This is a genomic window from Bacillus sp. RK1064, from assembly GCF_051488405.1.
Classification (GTDB): domain Bacteria; phylum Bacillota; class Bacilli; order Bacillales; family Bacillaceae; genus Bacillus.
In genome coordinates this window covers 2584499-2598902 of record NZ_JBPSCZ010000001.1, presented here as the reverse complement: position 1 = coordinate 2598902, position 14404 = coordinate 2584499, and the positions used below count along the sequence as shown (strand labels likewise).

Genomic DNA, 14404 nt, shown 5'->3' with positions numbered 1-14404 from the left:
TATGCAAACTGAACAAAAGACGCAAGAACGATATTTTCCTCAAGCCAAAAAAGTAGAATGGGAGAATGGTGTCACACAATATTCCACGGTCAGAGGTGATACGGAAGTGTTAATTTCATACGTCCCTCCTCACACGATCATAGAACCTCACGAGCATCCCGAAGCACAAATCGGCATCGTATTAAAAGGCGAGCTTCAAATGACGGTCGGCCCATCGACCCAATTGCTCACCCCTTTAGAATCAGCCTATATCGCACCACCTTTTGTCCCTCACGGCGCATCTAACCTGACAGATGAGGAAGCGATCGCCATTGATATTAAGAGATTAAAAGATGGTGAGGAATATACGGCCCCTCCTACTTATTTCTTAGATATTTTCAAAACACGGGATTTACTCCCTGGCATGGAAGTCACCTTTTTTGTTGAGGATTGGATGGAGCTCATGATTGCCAACATTCCTGGAAATGGCGGTGAAATGCCTTTTCATAAACACCGCAATGAACAAATCGGCATTTGCATCAGCGGAGGTTATGATATGACCATTGAAGGCTTTACAGAGAAAATGGAATTTGGCACCACTTATTTCTGTGATCCAAAGGAAGATCATGGTGCGATAAATCCAAAGCCGGAAGCATCAAAGTCTATTAATCTCTTCTTCCCTCCCCGCTATAATCGGTTGAAGCCAAAAGCGTCTAAGGTGAAGAAATGAACCTCGACGGAAAAGTCGTCCTGATTACAGGAGGTGCATCAGGGATTGGGCTTGCCGCAGTCAAGCTTTTCCTTGAGCATGGAGCAAAAGTAGCAGTGGCTGATATCAATGAACAGAGCGGCAAACAATTCGTCGAATCATTGCCGCACGAGCATCTTGCGTTTTTCAAAACAGATATTACGAATGAGTCTGACTGTCAAAAAACCGTTCAGTTCGTGCTGAACCGTTTTGGAACAATTGATGTTTTGATTAACAATGCAGGCATCGAAATTGTCTCCCCCGTTCACGAGATGACGCTGGAGGATTGGAACCACATTGTACAGGTCAACCTGACGGGTGTATTTCTTATGAGTAAGCATGCATTGCCGCATATGCTTGAAAAGAAAAGCGGAAGTATTATCAATACAGGATCTGTCGGGGGTCTTGTCGGCTGGCCTGACATCCCTGCCTATAACGCAACAAAGGGCGGTGTCATCCAGCTAACCAAATCCATGGCGGTCGACTATGCCGCCCATCAAATCAGGGTGAACTGTATCGCCCCGGGCATTATTGATACGCCATTAAATGAAAAATCCTTTTTAGACAATCATTCAGAAAGTCTTGAGGTTGTCAAAAAAGAAAAAGCAAAGGTGAACCCATTACTTCGTCTCGGAAAACCCGAAGAAATTGCGGGCGTCATGCTGTTTCTCGCCTCTGATCTATCCAGTTATATGACTGGAAGTGTTGTCACAGCAGATGGCGGTTACACCGCTAGATAAAAAGGAGTGCTTTCATTGAGTAAAAAAACCGTACTTGTCATTGCTGATCTGGGAGGATGCCCGCCCCATATGTTTTACGAAAGCGTGGCTGCATCGTATCATATCGTTTCTTATATCCCGAGACCCTTTGCTATTACAAAGGGACACGCTGAGCTAATCGAAAAATACTCCATTGCCGTCATCAAAGATCGAGATTATTTTGACACAAACCCTTCTTTTGAACACCCAGATTCTATTTACTGGGCACATGACGATTATCTGAAATCCGAGGAAGAGGTGGTGGACGACCTAGTTCGTGTGGCTTCCTTTTTCAAAGCGGATGCGATCACCACCAATAATGAATTATTCATTGCACCAATGGCAAAAGCCGCTGAGCGTCTTGGACTGCGCGGCGCTGGGGTAAAGGCAGCTGAATTAGCGCGTGATAAAAGTCAAATGAGGGCTGCATTCAACGCGGCTGGGGTCAAAGCAGTAAAAACTCAGCCTGTCACTACTTTAGCTGATTTCCAGCAAGCCATTGAACATATCGGGACACCGCTTATTTTAAAGCCTACATATTTAGCAAGCTCCATTGGCGTGACCCTTTTTCATGACCGAGCCGGCAGTGATGATCTCTTTTTAAACGTACAATCCTATTTGCAAACCATTCCCGTTCCAAACGCTGTGACGTATGAAGCTCCGTTTGTCGCTGAAACATACTTAGAGGGTGCTTACGAGGATTGGTATCAAGAGGACGGCTACGCTGATTATGTCAGTGTTGAAGGGTTAGTCGTTGAGGGTGAATATATCCCTTTTGTCATTCATGATAAGACCCCTCAAATCGGTTTTACAGAAACGGCTCATATTACTCCGTCGATCCTAGACAATGAAGCCCAGCAACTCATCATTGAGGCAGCAAAGAAGGCAAATGAAGGGCTAGGTCTTGAAAACTGTGCCACTCATACAGAAATCAAGCTCATGAAAAATCGAGAAACCGGATTAATCGAATCAGCAGCTAGATTTGCTGGCTGGAATATGATTCCGAATATCAAAAAGGTCTTTGGGGTAGATATGGCCAAGCTGCTGATTGATGTATTGGTCGATGGAAAAAAGGCTGATTTGCCAAAAGAACTGCTTTCTGGACATACGCATTATTTAGCAGACTGTCATTTATACCCTCAGCATTTCAAAGAGAGCGGACACATTCCGCCTGAGGTCACACACATCACCATTGATCATGTGCATATTCAGCAGGACACTTTGGTTGGAGATACTGTCATCATCAGTGAATCCGTCCCACCTAAAGGGACCTTTGTGGACCTATCTTTATTTGAAGCATTTAATGGCATCGTGTCTCTTGAATTAAAAGGCTCGTCTTCTCAGGATGTTGCCGCATCCATCCGTAACATTCAGAAGCAGGCAGCCATTCAGTTAATGGATGAACTAGTGAAGGGATAGAAAGAGAGGGTAACGTGGTGAAGATCTTACCATCTAACATGATTGAACGGCTGCCAGAACAAAAATTTGGAACCGTATTTGAGAAAATTGCACATAAAACACAAAACGGAGCGAACATTGTGAACCTTGGTCAGGGAAATCCCGATCTTCCTACTCCTGCCCATATTGTGAGCGCCCTTCAAGAGGCAGCAGGCACTTTGCAATTTCAGCAATATGCTCCTTTTAGAGGCTTTGACTTTTTCAAGCAAGCCATTGCAGATTTCTACAGAAAGGAATTCGGCATTGAGGTTGACCCGCAGAAGGAGATTGCCCTTTTCAATGGGGGAAAAACAGGCCTTTATGTGATGAGTCAGTGCCTGCTTGATCCAGGGGACATTGCCCTTGTCCCCGATCCTGGATACCCAGAATATCATTCAGGCATCTTGATGGCGGACGCAAAGCCATACTGCATCCGACTGGAAGAGGAAAATGGCTATTTGCCGAATTTCCCGTCAATTGATCCAGACGTGTTAAAAAAGGCAAAGGTTCTTTTCTTAAATTATCCGAATAACCCTACAGGTGCTGTGGCAAGTGAAGCATTTTTTGAAGAGGCTGCGGAATTTGCCTCAGCTCACGGTCTGCATGTGATTCATGATTTTGCCTATGGTTCATTTCATTATGAGCAAAAACCAGTAAGCTTTCTAAAGGCACCTCTTGGAAAAAAAGTAGGCGTGGAATTATATTCTTTATCCAAAACATTCAATATGGCAGGATGGAGAGTCGCTTTTGCTGTAGGGAATGAGGACATCATTCATGCCATAAACGCCTTCCAAGATCATGTGTTTGTCAGTATGTATGGCGGATTTCAACAAGCCGCCACCATTGCCTTACAAAGTGATGACTGTCATATTCAATCCTTGAAAGAAGTCTACCTTGAACGAATGAATTTCTTCATCCGTCAAGCGGAGAAGCAGCTTGGATGGACCATTGAACGTCCAGCCGGCGCCTTTTATTTATGGGCTTCGATCCCTGATGATTTCGAGGATTCTCATGCTTTTGCCGACTATTTACTCGAGCATGCAGATGTCGTCGTGACGCCTGGGGGTGTATTTGGAGCACATGGAAGACGTCATGTCCGCATCTCAATGGTGGCGCCAATTGAACAGCTTGCCCTTTTTATCAATCGGCTCCATATACTGCCGATTCGCTTTCATCAAAAAACCCGCATATAGCGGGTTTTTCATATTTATATACTTTTCATCGAACCACCATCGACAGATATTTGCTGTCCGGTGACATAGGAGGCTTCCTCTGATGCGATAAAAGCGGCTAATGAAGCCATTTCACTCGCTGAACCTACTCTTTGCATCGGGATTCCTGACGCAACAGCTTTTACAGCTTCTTCGCGTGATAATGACTGTTGACGCATCATGTTTCCGATAAATTGTTCATACCGATCTGTAGCAATAAATCCTGGGTTTAAACAATTCACTGTGATTCCTGAGGGCGCAAGCTGTGTGGCTGCATTTTTACTAGCATTGATAATCGCTGCATTCATCATACTGTTCGTAAACATTTGGTCACCAGGTTCCTTCCAGAGGTTCCCGACAATTTGAATGATCCGGCCGTATTCATGTCTTTTCATCATCGCTGCCGCACGTTTCATCGTATCAATGTACGCAATGGCTTTCTGAGAAAATGCTGCCAGCATCTGCTCACTTTCACATGAATCAAAAGTATCTGGCTTCCCTCCTGGAATGTTATTAATCAACACATCCAGTCTGCCAAACTCGTTTTCTATTGCCGCAAAGGCCTCAGCCCGCACTCCTTCATGGGACATATCTCCACAGAAAAGAGACACCGGCTCTTTTGTTTCTGCCATACGCCCAATGTGCTGCTGCGCATCTTCTAGTGAGGATTGATTTCTAGAATTGATGATGACTTTTACATGGTCCTGGGCGGCAAGCTTTATGGCGATTGCCTTTCCAATCCCTGTACTTGCCCCTGTGACAAATGCAATTCTTTTAGACAAACTCATCCACATCCCTTTTCTACTCAACTTAGTAAACATACATAAAATGACACATATAGAATGTATTTCAACAAAAAAAGACCTTTCTCCTGCGAAAGGCCTCTGTTCTTTATTTAAATGTCGTTTCCCAATTAAATCCGATCGTCTCGTCATTCCATGCGATTCTCTTTTCATCTGGGTTTTTCGGGTCATAAGACTCTGTCGTGAAATACACAATTTGCAGCGGCGTCTCGCCTAGTACCCGGTAGCCATGTGCGACACCCTTTGGGATGAGGAGCAGCATTGGATTGTCTTCCCCCATATAATACACGTCGGTTTGACCCTTTGTAGGAGAATCCTCACGCAAATCGTATAAAACGACTTGGGCATGACCTGCTGGGAAAAACCAAACATCGTCTTGCTTTTCATGATAATGAAAGGCTTTGATCACTCCTGGAAAGCTTTTCGACCACGATGCCTGCCCAAAGCGTTTCAGCATCGGCTCATCATCTCGAATGAGCTCTGCAAAAAAGCCGCGATCATCACAATGTTTCATGAGTTTTTTCGTTTGTACACCATCAATCATGCTGATGCCATCTCCCTTCTTTCTGCAAATATTCGTGAAGTGCATCCTTCCAATGTCTTGGTTGCCAGCCTGTGGCTTCAATCGCTTGAAGGTCTAACACAGAATAGGCTGGACGAGGCGTTTGGAAGCCGTACTCTTCCGTGGAAATTGGCTCAATGGTTGTAGACAGGCCGCTTTTTGCGACAATTTCTGACGCAAAGTCAAACCAGGAACAGCTGTCTCGGTTACTGACATGATAAATCCCTGCTTTTTGATCAAACAAATGAATGATCGCCTCTGCGACATCCTTTGTATAAGTAGGTGATCCTACTTGATCGTTCACGATGCGCAAATGATCCTTTGTTTCTGCGAGCCTAAGAATGGTATTCACAAAGTTATGTCCCTCATGTCCGTATAGCCACGATGTACGGATGATTTTCACTTCGTCTGACACGAGATGAATCAATTCCTCACCAAGCTTTTTACTTTTTCCATAAATGGTTTGAGGATCTGCTTGTGCATCGACTTGGTAAGGGCTGTCTGTTTGCCCGTCAAATACATAATCTGTACTGACATGTAACACATCAGCCCCCACGTTCTTTGCCTCCAGCGCTGTATAATAGGCGCCAATGCCATTGACAAGATACGCCTTTTCCGTTTCTGTTTCACATTGATCAACAGATGTATATGCTGCTGCACTGACAACAATATCAGGCTGAAAGTGTCTCATTGCGTGTCTGACTGCTTGCTGGTCTGCGATATTGAGCATACTCCTCGTTAAGGCAATGACGGTGATATCTTTTTCCTTGAGCTGTCTGCTCAATTCTTTCCCTAGTTGCCCGCCTGCACCGGTGATTAAAACTTTCATCCGTCACCCTTCTTCGCCCTGATCAAATTTGGCACAATACCAATTGATCGTTTTTTCAATACCTGCTTCAAATGACGTCTCCTGCGTCCAGCCGAGCTCCCGTTTCAGCTTACTGGCATTAATGGCATACCGTCTGTCATGCCCTTTTCGATCTTGAACAAACGCAATACGGTCATGACTGATCCCGAGCTGCGTCAGAATGGTCTGGGTCAAATCGAGATTCGTTTTCTCGTTGCCGCCGCCAATATTGTACACCTGCCCAGCTGTTCCGTTTTCAAGGACCCGCTTTACAGCTCTCGCATGATCCTCTACATACAGCCAATCGCGAATCTGCTGGCCGTCTCCATAAATCGGGATCTTTTCACCATTGATCGCTTTTCTAATAATAGTCGGTATTAATTTTTCTTCATGCTGATACGGTCCGTAGTTGTTGCTGCATCGTGTGATCATCGCGGGTAATTGGTGAGTGTGGATATAAGATTTCACAAGCAGATCTGAACTCGCCTTGCTTGCTGAATAAGGATTATTCGGTGAAAGTGGTGTTAGTTCTGTGAAAGCAGGATCATCCAGCTCCAAATCTCCATATACTTCGTCTGTTGAAATATGAATGAGTTTTTTCGCCTTTCCTTTTAAGACTGCCTCCAGCATACGATAGGTGCCGAGCACATTGGTTTGAATAAAGGGCTCAGCCGATTCAATACTGCGATCAACATGGGATTCCGCTGCAAAATGAATGATGGCATCATAGACTTCATCAAATGCTTGATCCAACTCATGCTGAAGGGTGATATCCCCTTGAATAAAACGAAAATGAGACAGCTTTAATAATTCATCCATCTCCTCTGGATGACTGGCATATGTTAACTTGTCAAAAACAGTGAGCCGGACATCGGTTTCCTGAAGCAGCAGCTTCACAAAATTTAGTCCAATAAATCCCGCTCCGCCTGTAATTAAATAAGACTTCGTCATTCGTATCCCTCTTTTTTCTTCATCGTTTCAAACATTTTCGTAGATGCTTGGTGGAGAGATTCATGTGTTCCTGCATCAATCCACCACCCTTTTAACATATCATAGGTCAGCTGGCTATTTGAGATATAGAGATTGTTTACATCTGTAATCTCTAATTCGCCTCGATCTGACGGCGAGATTTTCTCTATATATTGAAAGACTTCTTGATCATAAAAATAGATGCCTGTGACGCAGTAAGATGAACGCGGATGCTCCGGTTTTTCCTCAATTGATAAAATCCGGTGGTGAGCGGCATCAATTTCTGCAATGCCAAACCGCTTTGGATCTGCCACTTCTTTCAACAGAACCTTCGCTCCGCTTTCTTGCTGCTGAAAGACTTCAACAAAAGGGCTTAGCGAATCCTCAAATACATTATCACCTAGCATCAGCACAAATTTCTCCTCTTCTACAAAGGGCTTTGCATAGGATAAACCGTCCGAAATTCCAGAAGCTTCAGGCTGTACCTGATAGACAATGTTCATCCCGAGTTCCTGATCGCCTTCAAGTAGCTTTTGAAACAGCGGGATTTGTTCTTCTTGTGATATGACCATCACATCTAAAATCCCTGCTTCTTTCAGTTTGAACAAAGACCAATAAATCATTGGATATGGACCAACCGGCAATAAATGTTTATTGAAAATCTTCGTTAAAGGTGCCAGTCGTGATCCCTTTCCTCCTGCTAAAATAACTCCCTTCACATCTACACATCCTTATGTTCTTTTTGGTGATGATTCATGAGGTGTATAAGAATGTTTTTCACTCGTTCGGTTCCTTTTCCATCAATGAGTGACCGTCCATTGAGATGAATGCTCCTGCGGAGAAAGTAACTGGCGGATAGTCTTCGAGCAGCACGCCATATATCCTTTTCATCCACAAGGTCACCTAATCCAAGATGGTGGCAGGCTCCCTTTTGCGCAAAACGAGTGGCTGTCACTGCTTGGTGGTCTACTTGCGAAAGGACAATGCTGGGCACCCCGATACAAACTGCCTCATATAACGTCATCCCGCCAGCAACAATCGCCAGATCGGCTTCTGCAAGACGGGCAGGTAATTGATCCGTATGGCGAATGAATTGAATATGCGCAGCCTCGATTTGTTCTTCGATGCGAGAGGCTTTTCCTGTAACCGCTAGAATGTGTAAATGGCCAGCTTCGAAGAGTGCTGATACAGCCTTTGATAACAATCCGCCTGGATCACTGCCTCCAAGGCTGATAACCACCTTTTTGCATTCTTTTCGAACCTCATATGTGTCTTTTAATCTGCTGATCTCGTGATCTAACAATAAATAAGGTGTTCCATAAAAATAGTCCGTTCCATTTACTTGCAGACGCTTTTCGTCCAGACCACCATAAATGCCGTTCACGACAGCATCAGCAAGCTGACAGGCTTCTGCTCTTTCTTCTTCAAATAAGACCAGCCTTGCAGAGCCGGAGGACGCTTTGATCGATCGAAGAAACTGGAGGTCACAATCAAGCACATCAATCAGCAGAAGATCAGGATTCAGCTCTTTTATGTCCTGCTCCATTTGAAGGAATACGTTTGGTTCCTGCACTAAATGAACGTGCCAAGCTGGATGCGAGAGCATTTCTACACAAATCTGTTCATTTGTATAGAAATATAAGTCGTTTCCTTCTTGAAACAATTCTTTTGCCAGCCGTCTCATTCTGGCGACATGCCCCATCCCTCTTAAAAAACCACCGTACACAACAATCATGATTTTTTTATTCATTCAGCATCCTTCTGTCTCACAAATTGATTCAACCGAACAATATCAGGATCTTGTTCACAAATGGAGATAAGCTCAGCCGTAGGCACAGCAATAGATCCACCAGCTTTCTCAAGTAAACGGGTGGCAAATACATAATCTTCTTCTGTATCAATCGTGAATCGATAAGCAGGATATGCGAGTTCTTTGGGCGGTGTGAATAATTGCAGTTGAAATCGCTCAGGATGCTTTCGGATATACAGAGTGACATGCTCACGCTCCGGCTGCGTAAGGGGAAAATTGTCGATTTCACGTAAAATTGATGCGTCGATCATTTCCCCGGAAATACCGAGTGGCGTTCCAGTCGTATACGTGTAATCAGCCTTCTTCTGTCTATGTTCTTCAACCATTTTCGACAAAAGCGCTGGATCTATAAATGGATTATCTCCCGTTAAACGGACAATGGTTTGCGGTTCAAAATGACGGACAATCTGCGCAAATCGCTGCAGTACATCTATCTCACTACCGCGAAATACCTTATAGCCCTTTGATAAACAATATTGAGCCAACAGATCATCCTCTGCCTCGACTGTTGTGGCAATCATGAGGTTCTGGGTTTTGTGATTGTAATGATCTGATTGCTTTACCCGTTCAACAATGAAATCGATCAGTGCCATACCGCCGATCGGTTTCATCACCTTTTTTGGCAGCCTTGTTGAGCCCATTCTAGCTTGTATGACAAAGAGCACATCATTGATCATGCTCGGACTCCTGCATGAGCACATCTTTCCACGAAACGCCTGTATGGGCTGGGATGTCTCTCACAGCCTTGGCACCAAGTAAAATCTCCATGTACCGCGGATGCAGACCTTGGCTTTTTTGTCCTGGACGTAATACGGCTATGTTTTGTGCTGTCAAAGTCTCGCCCTTTGCAATACCTTTTGTTGTAAAAATCCCTCGATACGCAAATTTACGAATCTGCCCTTCAATGGCTGCTGTCGTTTTATAAGAACTGCCAAGGAGCTCCTCTGACACAGAATGAGTGTCTGCTTCTGATTGATTTCGTTCCTTTTCCGCCGCTCGAATATGCTGAACCATTTCCTTTAATTCCTCTGGATCGAGCGCAAAGGAATGATCGGCCCCAGGCAGCGTCTTATCTACCGTGAAATGCTTTTCAATCATGGCTGCCCCAAGCTTCACAGCGGCAACAGGGGCTTCAGTTGGATGCTCACTATGATCAGAAAAGCCAATGACTGCCTCAGGAAAAGCCGAGGCTAAGGTTTGAAGCACACGAAGATTCGTATAAGCTCTAGGTGCTGGATACTTTGCTACGCAATGCATAATGGCGACTTGATGGTTTTGCTCGCTTGTAATCGCCTCATATGCTTCATGAACATCTGCAATAGTGGCTCCGGCTGTTGAGAAAATGATGGGCTTTTGAAAAGAAGCCGTGTGACGCAAAAGAGGCAAATGATTGATTTCATAGGATGCCAGTTTGAAAGCCGGCGGATCGGTTTGATTCAATAGATCCGCAGATTCTTCGTCACACACTGTGCTTAAAAACATCAGCCCTTTTTCCTCGCAGCGCGTCAATAAAGCTGGCAGCCATTCTGGCGGCAGCTCCATTTGTTCGACTAAAGAAAAAATGGATACCTCTTCTCCCTTGGCTGTTTCGTATAAACCCGGTTCCTTTTGATACATCCGATCAGCTTGAAACATTTGAAACTTCACTGCATCGGCACCTGCTTCTTTTGCCACATCAATTAAAGCAAGCGCCTGATCCAGCTTTCCATCATGGTTAATGCCTGCCTCTGCAATGATAAAAACAGGCTCACCATCCCCCACTTTGCGATCTCCAATATAGAAATGCGCCATCTTATCTCTCTCCTTTTTTCGGCCATACATGGTAATACAAGAAGGCATTTGTTGTTCTAAAGCCCATCTTTTCGTAAAGCTGAATGGCGGTTGTGTTATGCAGCTGTGTTCCGGCAGAAATAAAACGATGCCCTCTCTCATAAGAGACCTTCATCATCTCGATAAACAGTTTTTTCCCAATCCCTTTTCCTTGTACATCCGGTCTAATCGCAAACAGCTCAAGCGCCATCTCATCGCCCTTGGTCATCCCTTGTATCAAGCCCACGACTTCATCGTTCACCTTTGCCACGAGATTGATATCTGCACGTCCGAGCAAATTGTTTCTCATCCATTCTTGATAGAAATGCTGGACGACATTCTGGTCTAAAAATGGATCGAGTGCATACCGGCTTTTCACAAAAGCCTGATGACCAAGTGAAACCGCCTCATCGTATTCCTTTTCATCCGGCAGACTTATCACCACATCTTCACCTGTTAATGGCACCTCCATGTGAACCGGCGGCGCCTCAAGCCGAGTGAGACCGCCCACATAGTACACATGTAACAGCCTTTGGACGATGCGGTTTTTTTCAAGATCAGCCGCTTCAAGACGTAAAAAGAAAAAATCGCATTTTTCTGTTCTCATCCAATTGATGAAGCGCTCCATCAATTCTTGAAAAGCAGATGATGACTCAGCTTCCGCAAACTTCACATGAAAAATATGCTGATCAAATATGCCGCTTTCCCATTTTGACCAGTCGAATAACAGCACCGCTTTGAGCTGGGCGCCACTGACAAGACCAAACTGCTTGAAGCCTTTCATTTGTTCAGCTTGTTGGCCGTATTTCTCCAGCCAAGCGGACAGCACCTGATCGTCTATTGCATGAACGGCCTTCATGAAGATGCCTTCTGATCTTTTAAAATAGACAACACCGCAGTGATGACATCCTGCACATCTTCATCGGTCATACTTGGATAAAGAGGCAGTGAGAGTGTCCGCTTGTAGTAAGCGAGTGACTCAGGGAAATCCTCTGGTGAATAGTGGTAGGTTTGTTGATAGTATGGATGCAAATGAACAGGGATAAAGTGAACACTCGTGCCGATTTTATACTCCTTTTGCAGCTGATCAATCAGCTCATCGCGTGTGATGAATGCTTCTTTTGGATCCACTTGCAGTACATACAAATGCCATGCATGTCTTCCCTCATGATGGACAGGCGGCAGGATCAGCCCTGCTTCTTTTTGAAATGCCTGATTGTATGTTTTCGCAATTTGTTCTCTCCGTGCCTGCATATCATCCAGACGACTTAGCTGGACAAGCCCTAATGATGCCTGCACATCAAACATGTTCATTTTATAGCCAGGTTCCTCGACCTCGTAGTACCACGTTCCTTTTTCTCCATAACGATTCCACGCTCCCTTGCTCATCCCATGGAGTGCTAGTCTTCTGATTCGTGCGGCAAGTGCATCATCATTTGTCGTCAGCATGCCGCCTTCTCCAGTCGCTATGTTTTTCGTCGCATAAAAACTAAAGGCAGTCGCATCACCAATCGCTCCAATGGGCTGGCCATGGTACGTTGTATACAGAGCATGAGCGGCATCCTCGAGCACAAATAGATCGTACTTTTTGGCAATGGCTAAAATCCGGTCCATATCGCACGATTGACCAGCAAAATGAACAGGGACAATCGCTTTTGTATGTGGTGTAATCGCCGCTTCTAGTTTCTCTGCATCGAGATTGAGAGTCGCTGGGTCAATATCGACAAATACAGGTGCTGCCCCTGTATGAATGATCGTATTGGCTGTTGCGCAGAATGTCAGAGGCGTTGTAATCACCTCATCCCCATTCCCAACCCCTCTAGCCTTTAAGGCTAAAAATAAAGCAGCCGTACATGAATTGACAGCGATCGCATGTTTTGCACCGGTCAGCTGCCGAAACTCTTCTTCAAACTGTCTTACTTTTGGTCCGGTTGACAGCCAGCCGGATTTTAATGTTCCAATGACTTCGTCAATTTCTTCCTGCTCAATCAACGGCAGGGCATAAGGAAGAAATTGCGCTCTCTTTTTTTCCATATCGCTTGCACACCCCTATCTTCATCTCTGAAAATCCACACCTGTTTTTGTTTTAAGCAGAGAAAGCAGAACATCGGTCGATCGCGCATGCGGATAATGTTGTTTAATGAATTGAGCTCCTTGCTGCTTTGCCAGCTTCATCTCTTGATCATCCGACAAAATACGAATGGCTTTCTCAGCCAGTTCAACAGGGTTTTCCATATGATAGCTGCCAAGCGACTCGTAATAAGGGTATCTTCTGCCTTCTGTCATTTTCCCGATCAGCACACTCTTTTCAAAGAGCATTGCTTCAAGACCGACGGTTGATGTGAGCGTAATGACCATATCCATATATGGCAGCAGGTCATATAAGTCGATATCTTTTTTAATCAATCTCACATGATTTCCAGCTCGTTCAATGGACACATACTCATTTAATCGGTTTCGGGCAATTTCCCACGGATGCGGCTTCATGATCAACTGAATGTCTTTCCGTTTTGCAATCGTTTTAAGAACATCACCATAGAAGGCTTCTGAGAACGGCTGCGTTGCCACAAGCACGGTCTTTTTGGCAGGATTGAAGTTCAATTTACGAAAGATGAGTTCCTGTTGAAGCGGCGTTCGATCCTTCACCAAATCAAACCTCGGATGACCTGTGATCTCCACCTGTTCCGGCTGACAGCCTTTGTCTACATACCAGTCCTTTTCATACTTTCCAAACACCCCATGACACGTCGTGAAAATCGGCAAAAAGGCTTCGTCTCCCATAAGTGCGCCGTGCTGAAGACAGATGCTCGTGAGCTGGCGTTTCACTGTTTGCAGTGCCAGTACGCGGCTGTAAGCATCCTCCGTCGTCCCCACAATGACGGCTGCAATTGGCTCCATCTGAAATAGAACTTCTGTCTGGTCAATCACATCAATAAATTGCACAATGTCCTTCCGAAGCTTTTCTCTAAAAAAGACATTGCCAAAGACGGGGTGCTTTGCGTAAGGTTTAAGGAGAGCATTTGCTTTTTCAATATATTCAGCATGGGCTTCTTTATTAACCTCTCCGGCTAATTCCGGCTTGCTGATGACGGGTAAACCGAAATAATCTGCCTTCTTCCAGCGAGCGAGCACCACCGTTTGACTCGTATGGAACCGCGTGTAATTTTGTTCAGTAAAACGCAGATGTTCAAAGTGAAGCAATACCTTTCCATTCGCCGGACGATAAGCAATTCGCTTGATCTGCTGCTTATGTTGATCAAAAAATGGCTGAATCTCTTCCGGCAATGGACAATCGGTTGTCAATTCTTGACCGAATGCTTCCTCCTCCATGCGTTCCCTCACTTCAGGACTGATATATTGATAGAAATTGCTGATCAACCCAAGAGGAATTTGTTTATAGGACAAATCCTTCATGAGATTCACATACTCAAAGTACACCTGCCAATAATGATGAATATAGTGCGACACTTC

Annotated in this window: 15 protein-coding genes; 4 read left to right on the top strand and 11 right to left on the bottom strand. The window is 44.8% G+C overall.

Annotation, left to right across the window (positions count from 1 at the left end):
* The first annotated feature begins 1 nt into the window (after position 1).
* From ACSSTM_RS13275 to ACSSTM_RS13260, 4 genes are read left to right on the top strand one after another with little or no spacing between them, the layout of a single operon-like run.
* A complete protein-coding gene (locus ACSSTM_RS13275; RefSeq protein ID WP_060597522.1) occupies positions 2–709 on the top strand; it encodes a cupin domain-containing protein in 708 nt (235 codons plus the stop codon).
* Positions 706–1467, top strand: a complete 762-nt coding sequence (locus ACSSTM_RS13270) for an SDR family NAD(P)-dependent oxidoreductase (RefSeq protein WP_420734966.1) — start codon at positions 706–708, stop codon at positions 1465–1467. The genes ACSSTM_RS13275 and ACSSTM_RS13270 overlap by 4 nt, the downstream gene beginning before the upstream one ends.
* Before the next feature lie 15 nt (positions 1468–1482).
* Positions 1483–2904, top strand: coding sequence for an ATP-grasp domain-containing protein (locus tag ACSSTM_RS13265; protein ID WP_095285661.1), 1422 nt, complete (start codon positions 1483–1485; stop codon positions 2902–2904).
* 17 nt (positions 2905–2921) lie between these two features.
* Positions 2922–4115 (top strand): aminotransferase class I/II-fold pyridoxal phosphate-dependent enzyme, encoded by a 1194-nt coding sequence (locus ACSSTM_RS13260; RefSeq protein ID WP_034660730.1) that lies wholly within the window; start codon positions 2922–2924, stop codon positions 4113–4115.
* 14 nt (positions 4116–4129) lie between these two features.
* Here ACSSTM_RS13260 and ACSSTM_RS13255 read toward each other — a convergent pair whose 3' ends face one another.
* From ACSSTM_RS13255 to ACSSTM_RS13205, 11 genes are all read right to left on the bottom strand, one after another.
* Positions 4130–4921: an SDR family oxidoreductase gene (locus ACSSTM_RS13255; RefSeq protein WP_286203252.1), complete on the bottom strand. Its 792-nt coding sequence runs from the start codon at positions 4919–4921 to the stop codon at positions 4130–4132.
* 103 nt (positions 4922–5024) lie between these two features.
* On the bottom strand, positions 5025–5480 hold the full coding sequence (locus ACSSTM_RS13250; RefSeq protein WP_024423802.1) for a dTDP-4-dehydrorhamnose 3,5-epimerase family protein: 456 nt from the start codon (positions 5478–5480) through the stop codon (positions 5025–5027).
* Complete coding sequence (gene rfbD / locus ACSSTM_RS13245; RefSeq protein ID WP_420734967.1) at positions 5473–6327, bottom strand: dTDP-4-dehydrorhamnose reductase; 855 nt, start codon at positions 6325–6327, stop codon at positions 5473–5475. Before rfbD ends, ACSSTM_RS13250 begins: the two co-directional genes overlap by 8 nt.
* A 3-nt stretch (positions 6328–6330) precedes the next feature.
* Positions 6331–7296: a dTDP-glucose 4,6-dehydratase gene (rfbB, locus tag ACSSTM_RS13240; protein ID WP_420734968.1), complete on the bottom strand. Its 966-nt coding sequence runs from the start codon at positions 7294–7296 to the stop codon at positions 6331–6333.
* Positions 7293–8033, bottom strand: a complete 741-nt coding sequence (locus ACSSTM_RS13235) for a sugar phosphate nucleotidyltransferase (protein WP_309416048.1) — start codon at positions 8031–8033, stop codon at positions 7293–7295. Before ACSSTM_RS13235 ends, rfbB begins: the two co-directional genes overlap by 4 nt.
* Positions 8034–8035: 2 nt before the next feature.
* Positions 8036–9064, bottom strand: coding sequence for a PseG/SpsG family protein (locus tag ACSSTM_RS13230; protein ID WP_034660379.1), 1029 nt, complete (start codon positions 9062–9064; stop codon positions 8036–8038).
* Positions 9061–9801 (bottom strand): cytidylyltransferase domain-containing protein, encoded by a 741-nt coding sequence (locus ACSSTM_RS13225; protein WP_034660381.1) that lies wholly within the window; start codon positions 9799–9801, stop codon positions 9061–9063. The genes ACSSTM_RS13230 and ACSSTM_RS13225 overlap by 4 nt, the downstream gene beginning before the upstream one ends.
* A complete protein-coding gene (locus ACSSTM_RS13220; protein ID WP_034660383.1) occupies positions 9791–10915 on the bottom strand; it encodes an N-acetylneuraminate synthase family protein in 1125 nt (374 codons plus the stop codon). Before ACSSTM_RS13220 ends, ACSSTM_RS13225 begins: the two co-directional genes overlap by 11 nt.
* A 1-nt stretch (position 10916) precedes the next feature.
* Entirely contained in the window at positions 10917–11792 is an 876-nt protein-coding gene (locus tag ACSSTM_RS13215) for a GNAT family N-acetyltransferase (protein WP_034660384.1), read from the bottom strand.
* On the bottom strand, positions 11789–12967 hold the full coding sequence (locus ACSSTM_RS13210; protein WP_034660385.1) for a DegT/DnrJ/EryC1/StrS family aminotransferase: 1179 nt from the start codon (positions 12965–12967) through the stop codon (positions 11789–11791). Before ACSSTM_RS13210 ends, ACSSTM_RS13215 begins: the two co-directional genes overlap by 4 nt.
* 21 nt (positions 12968–12988) lie before the next feature.
* A complete protein-coding gene (locus tag ACSSTM_RS13205) occupies positions 12989–14401 on the bottom strand; it encodes a capsular polysaccharide export protein, LipB/KpsS family (protein ID WP_034660386.1) in 1413 nt (470 codons plus the stop codon).
* Positions 14402–14404: the final 3 nt, after the last annotated feature.